17 protein-coding genes are annotated in these 15,772 nt (G+C 57.4%); 2 read left to right on the plus strand and 15 right to left on the minus strand.

The genetic code is table 11. The features are described 5' to 3' along the window. Positions 1-23 precede the first annotated feature (23 nt). Positions 24-656: a glutathione transferase gene (yfcF, locus tag J1779_RS15855; protein WP_056775806.1), complete on the plus strand. Its 633-nt coding sequence runs from the start codon at positions 24-26 to the stop codon at positions 654-656. A 45-nt stretch (positions 657-701) separates the two neighbouring features. On the opposite strand, the gene J1779_RS15860 is transcribed toward yfcF, so the two are convergent. Both J1779_RS15860 and bhsA read right to left on the minus strand, forming a co-directional pair. Beyond that, positions 702-1,145, minus strand: coding sequence for a GNAT family N-acetyltransferase (locus J1779_RS15860; RefSeq protein WP_217204220.1), 444 nt, complete (start codon positions 1,143-1,145; stop codon positions 702-704). A gap of 191 nt (positions 1,146-1,336) precedes the next feature. After that, a complete protein-coding gene (gene bhsA / locus J1779_RS15865; protein ID WP_217204221.1) occupies positions 1,337-1,594 on the minus strand; it encodes a multiple stress resistance protein BhsA in 258 nt (85 codons plus the stop codon). Between the two features lie 416 nt (positions 1,595-2,010). Between bhsA and J1779_RS15870 the strand changes: the two genes are divergently transcribed. Then, positions 2,011-2,259, plus strand: a complete 249-nt coding sequence (locus J1779_RS15870; RefSeq protein WP_056775793.1) for a GlsB/YeaQ/YmgE family stress response membrane protein — start codon at positions 2,011-2,013, stop codon at positions 2,257-2,259. A 67-nt stretch (positions 2,260-2,326) separates the two neighbouring features. Here the strand turns inward: J1779_RS15870 and J1779_RS15875 are convergent, their stop codons facing one another. The 13 genes from J1779_RS15875 to urtB form a co-directional block, all read right to left on the minus strand. Next, positions 2,327-2,710, minus strand: a complete 384-nt coding sequence (locus J1779_RS15875; protein WP_136375840.1) for a hypothetical protein — start codon at positions 2,708-2,710, stop codon at positions 2,327-2,329. Positions 2,711-2,738: 28 nt separating this feature from the next. After that, the gene (locus J1779_RS15880) at positions 2,739-3,644 is read right to left on the minus strand and encodes a LysR substrate-binding domain-containing protein (RefSeq protein WP_217204222.1); all 906 of its coding nucleotides are present in this window, start codon (positions 3,642-3,644) and stop codon (positions 2,739-2,741) included. Between the two features lie 84 nt (positions 3,645-3,728). Next, positions 3,729-4,949 carry a cytosine permease gene (locus tag J1779_RS15885; RefSeq protein ID WP_217204223.1) on the minus strand — a complete coding sequence of 407 codons (1,221 nt, stop codon included), beginning with the start codon at positions 4,947-4,949 and terminating at the stop codon, positions 3,729-3,731. Between the two features lie 31 nt (positions 4,950-4,980). Then, positions 4,981-5,373 (minus strand): allophanate hydrolase-related protein, encoded by a 393-nt coding sequence (locus tag J1779_RS15890; protein ID WP_056775786.1) that lies wholly within the window; start codon positions 5,371-5,373, stop codon positions 4,981-4,983. 15 nt (positions 5,374-5,388) lie between these two features. Beyond that, entirely contained in the window at positions 5,389-6,351 is a 963-nt protein-coding gene (arcC, locus tag J1779_RS15895; protein WP_183849882.1) for a carbamate kinase, read from the minus strand. After that, positions 6,348-7,757: a YlbE family protein gene (locus J1779_RS15900; protein ID WP_122097182.1), complete on the minus strand. Its 1,410-nt coding sequence runs from the start codon at positions 7,755-7,757 to the stop codon at positions 6,348-6,350. The genes arcC and J1779_RS15900 overlap by 4 nt, the downstream gene beginning before the upstream one ends. Further along, positions 7,757-9,295, minus strand: coding sequence for an acyl-CoA synthetase FdrA (gene fdrA / locus J1779_RS15905; RefSeq protein WP_217204224.1), 1,539 nt, complete (start codon positions 9,293-9,295; stop codon positions 7,757-7,759). Before fdrA ends, J1779_RS15900 begins: the two co-directional genes overlap by 1 nt. A gap of 92 nt (positions 9,296-9,387) precedes the next feature. Beyond that, positions 9,388-10,176: an oxamate carbamoyltransferase subunit AllH family protein gene (locus J1779_RS15910; RefSeq protein WP_217204225.1), complete on the minus strand. Its 789-nt coding sequence runs from the start codon at positions 10,174-10,176 to the stop codon at positions 9,388-9,390. A gap of 1 nt (position 10,177) precedes the next feature. Then, positions 10,178-10,846 (minus strand): cysteine hydrolase family protein, encoded by a 669-nt coding sequence (locus J1779_RS15915; RefSeq protein ID WP_136376848.1) that lies wholly within the window; start codon positions 10,844-10,846, stop codon positions 10,178-10,180. 233 nt (positions 10,847-11,079) lie between these two features. Next, positions 11,080-11,778, minus strand: a complete 699-nt coding sequence (gene urtE, locus J1779_RS15920; protein ID WP_183849874.1) for an urea ABC transporter ATP-binding subunit UrtE — start codon at positions 11,776-11,778, stop codon at positions 11,080-11,082. An 11-nt stretch (positions 11,779-11,789) separates the two neighbouring features. Then, positions 11,790-12,587: an urea ABC transporter ATP-binding protein UrtD gene (gene urtD / locus J1779_RS15925; protein WP_056777157.1), complete on the minus strand. Its 798-nt coding sequence runs from the start codon at positions 12,585-12,587 to the stop codon at positions 11,790-11,792. 8 nt (positions 12,588-12,595) lie between these two features. Next, positions 12,596-13,669, minus strand: a complete 1,074-nt coding sequence (urtC, locus tag J1779_RS15930) for an urea ABC transporter permease subunit UrtC (RefSeq protein ID WP_122097190.1) — start codon at positions 13,667-13,669, stop codon at positions 12,596-12,598. Then, positions 13,669-15,237: an urea ABC transporter permease subunit UrtB gene (urtB, locus tag J1779_RS15935; RefSeq protein WP_217204285.1), complete on the minus strand. Its 1,569-nt coding sequence runs from the start codon at positions 15,235-15,237 to the stop codon at positions 13,669-13,671. Before urtB ends, urtC begins: the two co-directional genes overlap by 1 nt. Positions 15,238-15,772: the final 535 nt, after the last annotated feature.

Consider the following 15,772-nt stretch of genomic DNA (forward strand, 5'->3'; position numbering starts at 1 on the left):
TTGATTTCTTTCAGGAGTTTGCCATGAGCCAGCCTTCGCTGATTTTGTATTCCGACGCCAATTTTTACAGCCCTTACGTGATGTCCGCTTTTGTCGCGCTGACCGAAAAAGGCATCCCCTTCGAACTGGAAAAGGTGGATCTGGCTGACGCGGAGAACCTGAAAGAAACCTATTCGGCGATTTCCGTGACCCGCCGCGTACCGACGTTAACCAACGGGAGCTTTGTGTTATCCGAATCTTCTGCGATTGATGAATATGTCGATGAGCTGTTTCCCGCCCCGACGTTTCCTGCCATTTATCCGGCTGATCCTGAAAACCGCGCCAAAGCCCGCGAAGTTCAGGCCTGGTTGCGCAGTGATCTGATGCCCATCCGCGAAGAACGCTCCACTGAAGTGGTGTTCGCTGGCGCGAAACGCCCGCCGCTGACCGCCAAAGGCCAGCAGGCCGCCGAAAAACTCTACGATGCCGCAGAGCGTTTGCTCGGTGATAAAACGAATCTGTTTGGTGAATGGAGCATTGCGGATGTGGATCTGGCGCTGATGCTGAACCGCCTGCGTCTGAACGGCGATCCGATGCCGGAAAAACTCATCGCCTATGCCCAATCGCAGTGGCAGCGCCCGTCCGTTTTGGCGTGGTTAGCGCTTTCCGCGAAATAAGATGAGTGACGCAGTCAGCTCACAGGCTGACTGCGCTAAAGACGTTTACAGTGATTTCGTCAGGAAAAAGCGGGTGTGCGTGGAAGGCGCATCGTCCGGTGCGCGGGAATCGGCGATGTAATCTTCCAGCGCCATTTGCATGTGATAGCCCATGCGTTCATAGAACGGGCGCGCCTGAAAACTGAACGTATCCACCAGTGAGTAACGACAGCCCCGCGCTTTGGCCTCTTCTTCCGCTTCGGTGATCAGTTGCGTGCCGACATCTTTGCCACGCAGCGATTCATCGACCCACAGCATCTGGATGTACATCCAATTCCCGACGGTTTCCGCCACAATCCCCGCCTGTTTGTTGCCTTTTTCATCTTCCACAAAAATCCCTAACGCACGGAATTTTGATTGAGGGATAAAGTTTCTGTTGAAATTACGCAGGCCACTTTTGATCTCCTCGAGATCGCTTTCGGTCGGGGCATGGCTGAGACGGGTCTTCATGACAGGATTCCTTTTTATTCGCGTTTTATCGTGGTGAGTCGGAGTGCAGAAATGATAAATCAGAATAGTGAATCTGACCGGGAAGTGGCAATGCGCGGATAAAGAAAATCTGAAGATGGAGAGGTAAATACAAAAAAAGCCTGTGGAAGTCAGACTTCCACAGGCTTTTCAGAGGGTTTTATCGCAGGAGATTATTTGTAGATTTCAGCGTCAGCGTGCAGTTTGTTGTTACCGGTCACGGAGATGATGCGGTAAGAAGAAGCACCGGCTTCTTTCGCCTGCTGTGACAGTTTGGTTTCCAGGCCGCTCAGGGTGGTTGAGTTGGCAGCGGAGATAACACCGATTTTCTGCATGTCACCGGACGGCTGATTCACCTGCTGAGCCGCGAAGCTACCGAAAGAAATCAGGGAGAGGGTTGCAGCTACAGCAAAAATTTTGACGTTTTTCATGATGTGTATTCCATTCAGGTTTATTTGATTGAAAGGTGGTTGCCTTTCGATGGATGCATAATAAGCCTGATGCGCAGAGATGAAAAACGGATTGATTTGAGTAAGTCGTTCAAAATATTTGGTCTACTTTTTACGCAATTTTACGTCCCTGTGCGGGCAACTGACGAAACCGCGATAATGCTGACGCAGACTGTAAAAACACCCATCTTTGCTGCTGTTTTCTCCTTCCTGCTGATTTTTGGCGGGTTTGTCTAAAGAGTGCTACGCTTTCAGGGTAGTATCAGAAACGGGTTGTGCGTGGGGTATGAAAGTAAACCTGCCACCCAAACCGCAGGATTTCAATCATTCTGCATTTGTTTGGCCGACTTGGCTGAACAATATTCACGGTAGCGGAAATTTATTCGGAGGAGTCGAAAATGGGAATTTTATCCTGGATCATCTTTGGTCTTATTGCAGGTATTCTGGCTAAGTGGATCATGCCGGGCAAAGATGGCGGTGGTTTCATTCTGACCGTAGTCCTGGGTGTGGTCGGTGCTGTGGTCGGGGGTTACATCAGTACTTTCTTCGGCTTTGGTCGCGTAGACGGTTTCAACTTCGGCAGCTTCGTCGTCGCGGTGATCGGTGCGATTGTCGTACTGTTTATCTACCGCAAAATCAGAAGTTAATGGTTCGCCATTACGCCTGAAAATAAAAAAAAGCCGCGCATTGTCGCGGCTTTTTTGTGTCTGTGATTTACTCCACCGGCGACGTCGGCAGGCGCACGATGTCCTGATTTTCATTGCCCATCCAGTACACGCCTTCCTTCGCCCAGAACGGGCCTTCGATAAAGTCGAGCAGGTCGGAATACTCTTCATAAAACTGTTTGCCGTCGCGGTTATAAACCCGCATATAGCCCGAGTAATGGCCGCCATCGCCCGGCATGGTCATGCGCGGGATAAAATCGACGGTCTTATATTCGCGCACCACATATTCTTTGTTCGGGCTCCACTGCTCGGAAATCAGTTTCCCTTGTTTCCACCACTGGTAACACCCCGCGATAACCATCACCAGCACCGCCAGTATGACCCCGCGCATACGCTGGCGTACCAGCGCTTCCTGACTTTTGATTTTTGGCATTAACATCTCCACCTGGTTTGATGACACTTCACTTCCCGCACAATTCCCCCTTAACGCCCGGTTCCAGCAGATAATCGAGGCACCACTGGCAGACTTTGCCCATGCCGTCGGAGCGGGCGGCGAGGAACAGTTGTGTCGCATGTTTATGTTCCTGCATCGGTTTTTTCACCAGCCGGCCATTGTTGAGTAACGGCAGGGCGAGGTGATGAGGCAGATAGCCGATGCCGGTATTGCGCTCGATAAGGGAAATGGCGATGGCAAAATCTGGGACGAACAAGGGTTTTTGCCCCTCGAGCAGCCACGCCTGCTGATGGGCAAAATTCACTGCCGTATCGCGAATGCACACCGCCGGATACTGCCGCAGCTCGGCGTTGGTCAGCGGTTGCATCAGCGTTGCCAGCGGATGCTGCGGGCCGACGACAAAATCCCATTCCAGCTTGCCGAGACTTTCGGTGATCACCCCTTCGCTGCCCGGCACGTTATGCGGCGCGCCAATCACCAGATCGGCCCGTTTGCTGTAAAGCGCGTCCCAGCAGCCGTTGTAGACCTCAACGTTCAGCGACAGCCGCGTCGAGGGAAATGCCCGCTCAAAGGCACTGATAAAATCCACCAGCACAGGCACCGGCACGATGTTATTCACCGCGATGATAAATTCCTGCTCGACACCTTCATGGATAAGGGCGGTGTTGCGTTTCAGGGCATCGAGATCGCTCAGAAGGGTTTTGCTGTGGCGGATAAAATAGTGCCCGGCAGGCGTCAGTTCAATGTGATTGCCTTTGCGGATAAACAGCGCCACGCCGAGGCTTTCCTCGAGCTTTTTCACGGTATAGCTGATGGCAGAAGGGACTTTGTTCAGCTGATCGGCGGCGGTGGTAATGCTCTGGTATTTCGCGACCAGATGGACGATACGAATACTTTCATCAGAAATCAGCATACAAAGGCGCTCCTGCCATAAAAAAAGGAAACCCGTCGTCATGACGGATTTCCTTAATTATGCCGTATTTTACCCTTTTCGCCGTCAGTGCTTTTGCATCCGGCTAAACAGCGCATAACACACGCAGGCCACCAGAATTGAATCCACTGACGGAATGGTGGTGAGCGTCATCATGCCTTTCACCGTCATGAAACCGACGGCGGAACCGAGCAGCCAGGCGACAAAAGTCAGTAACTTGATTTGTGGCTCGCGGGTCAGGACCTCTGCCTGATAACCGTTGCGACGGTACAGGAAGAAATCTGCGATATAAATCCCGGCCACCGGCGGGGTGGCGATCCCTAAAAACAGCAGGAACGGGATGAACCACGCCATGATGTCCATGCTGCCGATAATCGCCGCAAGCACGCCCAGCGCCAGCGTAATCTGCCATTTAGGGAAACGGGTCAGCAGGGTGGAAACCACCAGCGTGCCCTGGAACATATTCCCCGCATTGCCGGTGATGCAGGCAAAAATCAGCAACATCGCCGCCGGCAGCACCGCGCCGAAAACAGCCATCGCCCCGAGAAGGGAACCCTGACCGCTCAGCGCGCTCGGCATGGCACCGGCCCAGTAGAGCAGCGGATACGCCACCAGAAACGCCGCGGCTGCGGCAATCAGCGCATGTTTGCGGTTATGCACAAAACTGCCGAAATCGGGCAATGTCGCGACCAGCACAATAATGGTGCCGACCACGGTAGACACCGCCACGCCGGTGTTCATCTGGCTGAGGCTTTCCGCCACCGGCGCGTGGCCGTGCATCGCCACATACAGGATGTAGACCAGCACCAGCGCAATCACCGGCACGGCGACCTGCGCGATTTTGCCGAGGACCGCAAAACCGAACGCCGTCGAAGCAACGAACACGCCGCAGCCGAGCGTCACCAGCAGCGGCACGGGCACGTCCAGCCCATGCTCTGCCAGCAAATCATGGACTGAATGGCCGAACATATTGGCGGTGACCGCAATCCAGCCAAACAGGCTGACGGCCATCAGAATGTTAATCGCCACCGCGCCTTTTTCACCGAAGGCATATTTCACAATGCCGTAGGTCGGCAGGCGGGCTTTTTCACCCACGCAGATGGTGATGGCCGCCAGCAGCGTGAGGATAATTCCGCCGAGCGCCACCACGGTAATCAGCTGCGAACCTGACAACTGATTGCCTAAACTTGATGAAGAAAGTAAAACCGGTGTGACGGCAATGCCCAGTAATATCATGGCGATACGCAGGCCTGACGCCGTATTCGGTGCATTTTCTGTTTTACGCATAACCCAATCCTTTTCAGTGAAGGCCGTTCTCTCAGCGGGTGTGATGATGCCCGGTATACTGGCGCCAGCCGCCGGTTGCGGTGATGTCGGTTTGTCCTTCCACCAGCCAGGGTTCTGCCAAAACGCCCAGCACTTCGCTGCCGTCCTGCAACTTCACTTTACCGATGCTCAGTCCTGCCGGTTCGCTGCTCAGCAACGCGGCGAAAGAAGCGGGCGGCAGCGCCCAGATTTCCAGGCTGACGGTGTTTCCGCCCTGCTGAACGCGGATCATCCCCGGATGACGGTCGTTGATGGTCCACAAACGGTAATGGGCATCGGTGCTGTCTTCGCGCACGAACACGCCGCCCGCGCCGGTCATGTTCGGGTTCAGTTCCAGACCGCGCATCAGCGTGCCGTTCACTGCCAGTAAAATAGTGTTTTCCATGTTGATATCCTTATTTTAATTATGTGAAATCCAGGTGCCGGTCTGATGATTCAGGGCGGCTTTAATCGCTTCCGGGCTGGTGATCAGCCCTTTGGCGTGTTTTCCCTGTTGCTGGCTGTTGTTGATAAATTTCACGATGGCCTCGACTTTCGGCTGCATGCTGCCCGCGCCAAATTGCCCTTCGCGAATAAACGTTTCGGCCTGTTCCACGCTGAGATTGCTCAGCCATTGCTGCTGCGGCGTGCCAAAATTCACGGCGACCTGTTTCACGCCGGTCGGGATCAGCAGTAAATCCGCACCGAGTTGTTCCGCTAACAGCGCTGACGCCAGATCCTTATCAATCACCGCTTCCACGCCCGTCAGTTGCTGATGCTCATCGCGTACCACCGGAATACCGCCGCCGCCGCAGGCAATCACAATGCAGCCCTGTGCCAGCAGCGTGCTTAGGGTCTGGCGCTCTAAAATGTCGAGCGGCAGTGGCGAAGGCACGGTTCTGCGCCAGCCGCGTCCGGCGTCTTCGGCGATGGTCCAGCCGAGTTCCTGCTGACGCTGACGGGCGGTCGCTTCATCCATAAATGCGCCGACCGGTTTAACCGGATTTTGAAACGCCGGATCCTGCGCGCTGACCAGCGTTTGCGTTACCAGCGCCACGACCGGGCGCGAAATGCCGCGTTTTTGCAGCTCGTTCAGCAGGGCTTTCTGGAACATATAGCCAATCGCCCCCTGCGTATCGCCGACCGCGTAATCAAGCGGCACCGGCGCCACTTCACCGGCAGCCAGCTCTGAACGGCGCAGAATAAACCCGACCTGCGGGCCATTACCATGCGTGAGCACAACGTCCCAGCCCGCTTCAATCATGTCCACAACCGGACGCACGCTCTCAATCACCGCCTGATACTGATCGGGAATACTGTTTTTGTGTTCATCGGCGATCAGGGCGTTTCCGCCGACGGCCACTACGGCTAAAGGTGTGTTCATGCCGGGATCTCCTGAGAAAGCGCCTGAAGTGCATCGGTAAAGCAGGACATCGGTGCGGTAGTGATCCCCGCGCCAATCTGGCCGACACCCGCCAGTTTGTGGGCGATACCGGTATTGATGATCGGAAGGATGGCGCGGTCGGCGACTTTACGGGCGTCGATGCCTGCCGCCGTCGGCGCGAAGTTCAGTGCGGGCAGGGTAAATGCCGGATTGCCGCCGAGAGTGATCAGCTGCATTTTACGGCTGTTACTGGAGGCATCCGCAGGCGTGCCGCCGACAAATTTGACGATGGCCGGAGACGACGCCATCGCGAAGCCGCCGACACCGGCGGTTTCGGTGATCGCGCTGTCGCCCAGATCGGCGGCGGCATCTTCCACGCCGTAACCGGGGAAGAACAGGCCTTCTACCGGATTGGCCGGAGCCTGATACCAGCGGTCGCCGGTGCCGGAAAGACGTATGCCGAAGTTAACGCCGTTACGCGCCATTACCGTGACCATCGAGCTGTAAGGCACGTCCGCCGCCGCATCCATCATTGCCTTACAGGCCGCCATCGACAAATTGAGGAAGAAGTGATCGTTACCGGTGATAAACGCCACGCAGCGCTGAAGCTGTTCAGCGGGCAAATTGCATTCCAGCAGCGCCGGAACCAGACGCTTGATCAGCAAACCGGTGGCTGCCGCATTGCGGTTATGCACTTCATCGCCCATGTGCAGCGCCTGCGCCATCAGCGGTTTCAGTTCCATCTCACCGAGTTTTAGCACCGCCGCTTTCATCGCCGGAGCCAGCTCTTTTGCCATCCAGCGCAGACGATCCAGAACTTCTTCGTTATTGGCGCCAAAGCGTAAAACTTTGCCAAGACCTTCGTTGAAATTGCTGAATGCCAGTTTGCCGTTGGTTTTGTTTTCAATCACCCACAGCGGCATCGACGGGCTGATAATACCGGCCATCGGACCGACCGCGTGATAGTGGTGACAAGGCTCGAGCGCAATGTTGCCCGCTTCAATCATCTGCTCTGCATTCTGATGACCGGTTGCCCAGCCTTCGTAAATCACCGCGCCGATAATCGCGCCTTTCACCGGGCCGCACATGTCTTGCCAGGCGATAGGCGGGCCGGAATGCAGAATGAGTTTGCGTTCGCTCATGGCCGGAATGGCCTCGCGCGCGGCCAGCACATCCACCAGCGCCGGTTGCGCGCTGAGATAGCGGGCGAACGCCACGTCGTTAGCTTTTTCGACCAGCGGATGGCGCAGCAATTCCGCCAGACTCAGACCGGCAGCGATATCGCCCAGCGCAGGCGGCTGCCAGCTCAGCGGCACCACGTCGCCACCGGCGGTTTTCAGGTTTTCAGCAAAGCTGTTCAGACCGGCATTGACCACGCAAAGTGGCTGATTAAGTAACGTATTCATTATTTTTCTCCCTTCTTTTCTGCCTGAATGCGGGCAATCTGGCTGGCCCACAGCGCGGCCTGTGCGTTGCATTCAGCAATCACCACACCTGCCTGGCGCAATGCGTCGATCTGACGTGAACGTTGTTGCGGATCGGCTTCGGTGCCGCAGACGTGGGCGACCAGCAGCGGACGCTGATCGCGCGGATGCTGTGCGAGGATTTCCAGTAATTCCGCTGCCGGTTCTGCGGCCGCGCCATAACCGAGCACCAGATCGAACAGCAGAACGGCGGTTTGCGGATCACTGAGTTCGGCGGCAATGCGCTGATTGCGCAGCGTCGGGTCGATCATCGGGTGCGGTTTGCCACGGGTGTAATCGTCGTCGCCCATGTCGATCAGGGTGTGACCGCGGCTGCGCCACACGTCATCCGGTTTTTTGTTGCCGGTAACCGGCGTATTAGATGCGGCGTGAAAACCCTGTTGCTGACAAATCAGCTGGCTTTCATAACAGAAAGTGCCTCCGGCAAAGACGCCGCGAATATCGGTGCGTGTCGCCGGTAAGGCGTGACATTGCTCAGGGCGGATGATTTCACCGAAAGCCGTCACGGATGGCCTGCCGCCGAGCAGCGCCACTGCCTTATCGGCGGCTTCTGCGAGAGTGGTTGCCGGGAAAACGCGATCGCGGGCGATATCTGCCGCATCTGCGCCGAGGAAATTCACCACCACCGGCTTGCCGCAGGCGCTGGCCTGTTCCAGGATGCGTTCGGCGACGGCGCGGGCCGGGGGTTTGGAAATCAGCACAATCACTTTGGTATCCGGATCGCCTGCCAGCATGTTCAGGCCGTGCAGCATGGAAATGCCGCCGATCTCTTCATGCAGGTCGTGGCCGCCGGTGCCGAGTGCCTGAGAGATCCCCGCGCCGAGATGATCCACACGGCAGGTGACTTCCTGCACGCCGGTACCGGACGCGCCGACCACGCCGATCGCGCCACGTTTCACGACGTTAGCGAAACCCAGCGGCATCCCGTTGATGATCGCGGTGCCGCAGTCCGGCCCCATCACCAGCCGGTTCTTTTCGCGCGCCAGCGTTTTGATCTGCTTTTCCTGCGTCAGACTGACGTTATCGCTGAACAGCATCACGTTCATGTCCAGTTGCAGCGCCTTAATCGCCTCGGCGGCGGCGTAATCACCGGGCACGGAAATCAGCGCCAGATTGATGTCGGGATGGCGTTCCAGCGCCATATCCAGACTCACCAAATTTGGCGCGAAAACGCCGTCTGTGGCGGCTTCCTGCGGTTTGCTGCTGAGCAGTTCGCGCGCCAGCGTCATGGCTTTCTGACAGGCCGCTTCATCGCCTTTGACCGCAATAATCAAATCGTTTGGACCGGCTTTCATGCCCTGACCCAGACCGGCATCCGCCAGCTGCGCCAGATTGGTTTGCGTGCCCATCACCACAGAGGCCTGTTCGATGCCCGGCTGTTTGCTGATGTTGGCGGAGATTTGCATCAGCGACACCGAGTCCTGATACATATTGCTGAAAACCTGAGAAATGACACTCATAACTAATACCTGTGCTTACTGCCTGTTTTTTCAGGCAAAGGGATCCCCTGCCGGCGCGCAGGGGCAACCGGCATGAAGAGAAAAAGAGTGAGTTACAACGTGGTCTGTAGCGTGCGCATTCCGTGCAGAAGGCCTGCCAGACAGTCAGTGCCTGAACTGGCACCAAACTGCATGACGTTCTGCGCCGCGCTGCGCACTATGTCGTCGCTGGCCGGTGTGGCCAGCAGCATCAGCAGGTCACAAAGCGGCTCAGAGAAATGCCCGTCCAGCGCGCGGCGCAGGTAATGCGCGCTGATATCGTTGGTGCGCGTCAGATGGCTGGCGATGATCTCCTGCATCAGCCGGTAATGTCGGGCGATGCGCGGCTCCGTCTGCCAGCGCCACAATCCGGCCAGATAACCGAGCAGATAATCGTCGCCGTCCGGCGTCAGCCCGCCGCCGAAGCCGATCAGCCGTAACACCTGAAACGTCAGCTTTTCTGTGCTGTCCTGCGCAAAAATATGCGGCTGGCGCTTCGTGCTGTCACCGCCGGGCAGCAGCATCAGTTCACTTTCCACCGGCTGCCTGATCAGCGCTTTCACCAGCGTGGCGTAGTGTTGTGGCCGCTGTTCGGGTGGCACCGGCGTTATCTGCGGCTGCCAGATTTCTGCGTGATCCAGCCCGGTTAATTCGCCGGTCATCCGCCGCCAGTCCCAGCCGTGTGGAAGCTGAACCCGGATGGCATCCGGCAAATTCGGGTAGCGGCTGGCATCGAGCAGCGTCAGTAACTGCCCGTCATCCGCCATCAGATTCATTGCATGCTGAAAGCGGCTGTGCGCCGTCAGCGGCTGCGCGAGGCGGTATTTAGCCAGATAGCCGAGCGAGACGACGGGCAGTTGCACGTTATGCCTTTAAGCCGTTGATGATGGCGTTCGCGTCGCTGACCCAGCCGAAAATCGCGCCCTGCGCTTTGATCATTTCCAGCGCGGATTTCTGGAATTCCGGGAAATAAGATCCGACGCAGTCCTGAGGAATAATGCATTCAAAGCCACGGTCATTGGCCTCGCGCACGGTGGTGGTGACGCACACTTCGGTAGTCACACCGCAGACAATCAGGGTTCTGATACCGTGGTTTTGCAGCACCAGATGCAGATCAGTCTGATAAAACGCGCCTTTGCCTGGCTTATCGATAACCGGCTCACCGGCAACCGGATACAGCTCAGGAATGATGTCGTGACCGGCTTCGCCGCGCACCAGAATGCGACCCATCGGACCGTCAGTGCCGATAAACGTCTGGCCGCCACGGGTCAGTTTAGCCGGAGGACAATCGCTCAGATCGGCACGATGGCCTTCGCGGGTGTGAATGACCAGCATTCCCTGCGCGCGGGCGGCATCCAGCACTTTTTTGCACGGCGCAATCGCCGTGCGCACTTTCGACACGTCGTTGCCCAGCGCTTCGCCAAACCCGCCGGGCTCAACGAAATCGCGTTGCATATCAATCATCACTAACGCCGTCGTTTGCGGGTCAAAGGCTAACGGGAAGGGTTCTGCCTGAAATTGATGCGTAGTCATCGTTACTCTCCTGAACATCCGATGTGGGGAAAAGAAGTACCTGTGCGCAAGTATAAAGAGGCGATGAAAGGGTGACAGCGAAATGATTTTCCGGTGAGCGCCGAATATTTTGCAGCAGGATTTTTAGCCGGAAAGAAGTGTGAGATGCCGCAAACCGCGACGGCGAGCAGCAAATAATTTGATGCTGACCCGCCGCTGGCGAGAAGTTTTTTGTTGAAGGAGTGTGATGAGCGCTAGATCGCCACCAGCCCCCGCACGCCTTCGACCTCCATTTCCTCCCCGCGACCGCGTTTGACGATGCTGCCGCGCGACATCACCAGATAGCTGTCGGCCAGTTCGGCGGCGAAATCGTAGAATTGTTCGACCAGCAGGATCGCCATGTCGCCGCGGGCGGCGAGCTGTTTAATCACCGCACCGATTTCTTTGATCACCGACGGCTGAATGCCTTCGGTCGGTTCGTCGAGGATCAGCAGGTTCGGTTTGCAGGCCAGCGCGCGGCCAATCGCCAGCTGTTGTTGCTGGCCGCCGGACAAATCCCCGCCGCGTCGGTGTTTCATTTCCAGCAGGATCGGAAACAGATGGTAGATTTCATCCGGCACCTGCTTTGCCTGGCTGCCGGAAAAACGCGACAGACCCATCAGCAGATTTTCTTCGACGGTCAGGCGCGGAAAAATTTCGCGTCCCTGCGGGACGTAGGCAATTCCCGCCTGCACACGCTGGTGCGGTTTGCGGGAATTGATCACCTGATTTTGCCAGCTGATGGTGCCGGATTTCGCCGGGATCAGCCCCATCAGGCATTTCAGCAGCGTGGTTTTGCCGACGCCGTTGCGCCCGAGCAGGCACGTCACTTCGCCGATTTTTGCCTCAAAAGACAGGCCGCGCAGAATGTGGCTGCCGCCGTAAAACTGATTCAGTTCATTTACCTGCAACATAATGCGATTCCTCAGCGCCCTAAATACACGTCGATAACCTGCTCGTTGGCCTGCACGTCGCGCAGTGAACCTTCGGCCAGCACCTGCCCCTGATGGAGCACCGTCACGTGGTCGGCGATGGTTTCCACAAACCCCATATCGTGCTCGACCACCATCAGCGAATGTTTGCCCGCCAGCTGTTTGAACAGCTCGGCGGTGTATTCGGTTTCGGCATCGGTCATGCCCGCCGCCGGTTCGTCGAGCAGTAATAAATGCGGTTCCTGCACCAGCAGCATGCCGATCTCCAGAAACTGTTTCTGACCGTGGGACAGCAACCCCGCCGGGCGATGGCGTTCCGCCGCCAGACGCAGCGTGCCCAGCATTTCATCAATGCGGTCGCGCTGTTCGCTGTTCATTTTGGCGCGCAGGCACGCCCACACCGATTTATTGGTTTTCTGCGCGATTTCCAGATTTTCGAACACCGTCAGCGCTTCAAACACCGTCGGTTTCTGGAATTTCCGCCCGATGCCGGACTGCGCGATGCGCACCGGATCAAGCTTCGTCAGATCGGTGCGCTGATCGTAATAAACGCGGCCGCTTTGTGGTTTGGTTTTGCCGGTGATCACGTCCATCAGCGTGGTTTTCCCTGCGCCGTTCGGGCCGATCACGCAGCGCAGTTCGCCGACGCCGATATTGAGCGACAAATTGGTCAGCGCCTTAAATCCGTCAAAACTGACGTTGATGTTTTCCAGCTGCAAAATCGGGTCGGTCTGCGCGCGGTGGCGGTCCGCCAGGTGCGGCTGGGTAAACAGGTCTTCGGTCATGGTCATCGGGCTCATCAGGATTTCCTCTTACGCAGCAGGCCAATCACGCCTTGCGGCAGGAACAGCGTCACCAGAATAAACATGCCGCCGAGGACAAATTGCCAGTATTCGGGAATGGCGACGGTGAACCAGCTTTTCGCGCCATTGACGATGCCCGCGCCGATGACCGGGCCGATCAGCGTGCCGCGCCCGCCGAGTGCCACCCAGATGGCGGCTTCGATGGAGTTGGTCGGTGACATTTCGCTGGGGTTAATAATCCCGACCTGCGGCACGTACAGCGCGCCCGCCAGGCCGCACAGCATGGCGGAAATCGTCCACACGAACAGCTTGAAACCCTTCGGATCGTAGCCGCAGAAAATCAGCCGGTTTTCGGCGTCGCGCACTGCCGTCAGCACGCGGCCATATTTACTGCGCGCCAGCGCGAATCCGAGCGCGAGGCTGGCGACCAGCACCAGAACCGTCGCCAGAAATAATCCCACGCGCGTGCCGGTGGCGGTGACCTGAAAGCCGAGCAGGGTGGTAAAACCGGTGAAACCGTTATTGCCGCCGAAGCCGGTTTCATTGCGAAAAAACAGCAACATACCGGCGTAAGTCAGCGCCTGCGTCATGATCGAAAAGTACACGCCTTTGATTTTCGAACGGAAGGCGAAATAGCCGAACACAAACGCCAGCGCGCCCGGCACCAGTACGATCAGGCACAGCGCCCAGGCGAAATGCTGGGTGCCGGCCCAGAACCACGGCAGTTCGGTCCACGACAGAAACGACATAAAGTCCGGCAGCCCGCTGCCTGCGGCCTGGCGCATCAAATACATGCCCATCGCGTAGCCGCCGAGGGCGAAAAACAGCCCGTGACCGAGCGATAACAAACCGGCGTAACCCCAGACCAGATCGAGGGCGATCGCGACGATCGCATAACAGAGGATCTTGCCGACCAGCGTCAGCGTGTAAGTGGAGATCGCCAGCGGGTTGCTGGCGGGCAGCAGCGCCAGAAACGGCATCACAATCAGGAGGATGAGCACCAGCGTGCCCACAGAAATCGCAATCTTCGGCGCTTTTTGTACGCCGGTTATCGTCAGCGGCTGGCTCATCAGTCAATCACCCTGCCTTTGAAGGCGAAGAGTCCCTGCGGACGTTTCTGGATAAACAGGATTATCAGCGCGAGGATCAGGATTTTCCCCAGTACCGCGCCGATTTCCGGCTCAAGAATTTTGTTCACAATGCCCAGACCAAAGGCCGCCACCACGGTGCCAGCCAGTTGCCCGACACCGCCGAGCACCACGACTAAGAAGGAATCGATGATGTAGCCCTGACCGAGTTCCGGCCCGACGTTACTCAGCTGCGACAGCGCGACGCCGCCCAGACCGGCGATGCCGGAGCCGAGGCCGAACGCCAGCATATCGACGCGGCCGGTCGGCACGCCGCAGCAGGCCGCCATCGCACGGTTTTGCGTCACGGCGCGCACGTTCATGCCGAGCCGCGTTTTATTGAGCAGCAGCCAGGTCAGACCGAGCACCAGCAAGACAAAGATGATCACCGCGATGCGGTTGTACGGCAGCACCAGATTGGGCAGCAGCTGAATGCCGCCGGAGAGCCAGCCGGGATTCGCCACTTCGACGTTCTGCGCGCCAAACAGCACGCGCACGCCCTGGATAAGGATCAGGCTGATGCCCCAGGTCGCCAGCAGGGTTTCCAGCGGGCGACCGTATAAATGGCGGATGACGGTGCGCTCCAGCGCCATACCCATTCCGGCGGTGATGAAAAAAGCCACCGGCAGCGCGACCAGCGGATACAGCGCCAGTAGCCCCGGCGCGTAATGCTGAAACAGCGACTGCACCATGTAGGTCGAGTAAGAGCCGAGCATTAACATTTCGCCGTGCGCCATGTTAATCACGCCCAGCAAACCGTAAGTGATCGCCAGACCGAGCGCGGCGAGCAGCAGAATTGAGCCGAGAGACAAGCCGGTAAACGCCTGACCCAGTAAATCGCCGATCAGCAGACGATGCTGCACCGCTTTCAGGCTGGTGAGCGCGGCGTTACGCACTGTGGCATCTGGCTCAGTTTTCGGGTCGGTCAGGCTTTGCAGACGGCCTTGTGTATCCGGATCGCCCGAGGTGCCGAGCAGCTCAACGGCTTTCAGGCGCACCTGCGGGCTGGCGTCGGCGAGCTGTAAATTCGCCAGCGCGATAGAAAGGGCATCGTGCACCGTGCTGTCTTTTTCCAGCTCAAGACGACGGGTCAGCAGCGGCAACTGATCGGCCTGCGCGTCGCGCTGTAAGGCTTTGGCGGCCTGCAAACGAACGGTATTGTCGGTGCTCACCAGACGGTGCGCGGAAAGTGCATTGGCGATCAAAATTCGCAGGCGATTGTTCAGCCAGACTTTTTTGGCTTCGCCCTGGGGTTTAACGTCGCCTTCCAGCGGCGTCAGCTGATCGCCATTCTGTGTGAATGCGTGTTTCGCTTCGTCGATGACGACGTTTTCCTGCTTCAGCGCCTCGAGCAGCGGCAACCTTTCCGGCTGCGGATCTGCCGCCCATTGCTGCAATAACGTGGCCTGCTGGCTGCGGCTGGCGGCAGCAAAATCGTTGGCCGGACCGGCGTGAACAAGCCATGGCAGGCAGCCAAGCAGGAAAAACAGAGATCGAAGTAAAGTTTTCATCATGTTTTCGCCATAAAAGTAGTACCTCTGGGAGCGTGGGCTTGCAGCCCAAACTGGCTTAAACCGTGGGCTTGCAGCCCACACCTGCTAAGACCGTGGGCCTGCAGCCCACACCCGCCAAGACCTTGGGCTCGCCGCCCAAACTGGCCCAAAGGAGGCATAAACGTGCCTCCTTTGGAATCCTGCGTTTTTTCTCTGAGGCACCGACAGCTTCGCGCCATGCAGGCACCGTGTGCCAGAGGCTCCCGTTCTCGCCGCAAAATCCCGCCGCTACGCGGTGCCTTCGCTGCGGGATTCCAACCCGCGCAAAAAGACGCGCGGTTTTCCACCTCTTGCTCAGCGGAATTTTTGAGCGCGGCCTGGAGGCTATGTAAGTCAAAAGAAAACAGCAGCCCAAACTGCTTTTGACCTTAAAAATGCCTCAAAGGCGCATTCAAAACGACGCGCGGTTTTCCACCTCTTGCTCAGCGGAATTTTTGAGTGCGGCCTGGAGGCTATGTAAGTCAAAAGAAAACAGCAGCCCAAACTGCTTTTG

It is taken from the genome of Rahnella rivi, assembly GCF_019049655.1.
Lineage (GTDB): Bacteria > Pseudomonadota > Gammaproteobacteria > Enterobacterales > Enterobacteriaceae > Rahnella > Rahnella rivi.

Excerpts from the sequence above, each read along its gene's own strand:
- J1779_RS15860 (WP_217204220.1), bottom strand. The coding sequence starts at position 1,145 with ATGAAGACCCGTCTCAGCCATGCCCCGACCGAAAGCGATCTCGAGGAG.
- urtD (WP_056777157.1), bottom strand. The coding sequence starts at position 12,587 with ATGACCATGACCGAAGACCTGTTTACCCAGCCGCACCTGGCGGACCGC.
- J1779_RS15875 (WP_136375840.1), bottom strand. The coding sequence starts at position 2,710 with ATGCCAAAAATCAAAAGTCAGGAAGCGCTGGTACGCCAGCGTATGCGC.
- urtE (WP_183849874.1), bottom strand. The coding sequence starts at position 11,778 with ATGTTGCAGGTAAATGAACTGAATCAGTTTTACGGCGGCAGCCACATT.
- J1779_RS15915 (WP_136376848.1), bottom strand. The coding sequence starts at position 10,846 with ATGACTACGCATCAATTTCAGGCAGAACCCTTCCCGTTAGCCTTTGAC.
- yfcF (WP_056775806.1), top strand. The coding sequence starts at position 24 with ATGAGCCAGCCTTCGCTGATTTTGTATTCCGACGCCAATTTTTACAGC.
- J1779_RS15870 (WP_056775793.1), top strand. The coding sequence starts at position 2,011 with ATGGGAATTTTATCCTGGATCATCTTTGGTCTTATTGCAGGTATTCTG.
- J1779_RS15900 (WP_122097182.1), bottom strand. The coding sequence starts at position 7,757 with ATGAATACGTTACTTAATCAGCCACTTTGCGTGGTCAATGCCGGTCTG.
- urtB (WP_217204285.1), bottom strand. The coding sequence starts at position 15,237 with ATGAAAACTTTACTTCGATCTCTGTTTTTCCTGCTTGGCTGCCTGCCA.
- arcC (WP_183849882.1), bottom strand. The coding sequence starts at position 6,351 with ATGAACACACCTTTAGCCGTAGTGGCCGTCGGCGGAAACGCCCTGATC.
- J1779_RS15890 (WP_056775786.1), bottom strand. The coding sequence starts at position 5,373 with ATGGAAAACACTATTTTACTGGCAGTGAACGGCACGCTGATGCGCGGT.
- J1779_RS15880 (WP_217204222.1), bottom strand. The coding sequence starts at position 3,644 with ATGCTGATTTCTGATGAAAGTATTCGTATCGTCCATCTGGTCGCGAAA.
- urtC (WP_122097190.1), bottom strand. The coding sequence starts at position 13,669 with ATGAGCCAGCCGCTGACGATAACCGGCGTACAAAAAGCGCCGAAGATT.
- fdrA (WP_217204224.1), bottom strand. The coding sequence starts at position 9,295 with ATGAGTGTCATTTCTCAGGTTTTCAGCAATATGTATCAGGACTCGGTG.
- J1779_RS15885 (WP_217204223.1), bottom strand. The coding sequence starts at position 4,949 with ATGCGTAAAACAGAAAATGCACCGAATACGGCGTCAGGCCTGCGTATC.
- bhsA (WP_217204221.1), bottom strand. The coding sequence starts at position 1,594 with ATGAAAAACGTCAAAATTTTTGCTGTAGCTGCAACCCTCTCCCTGATT.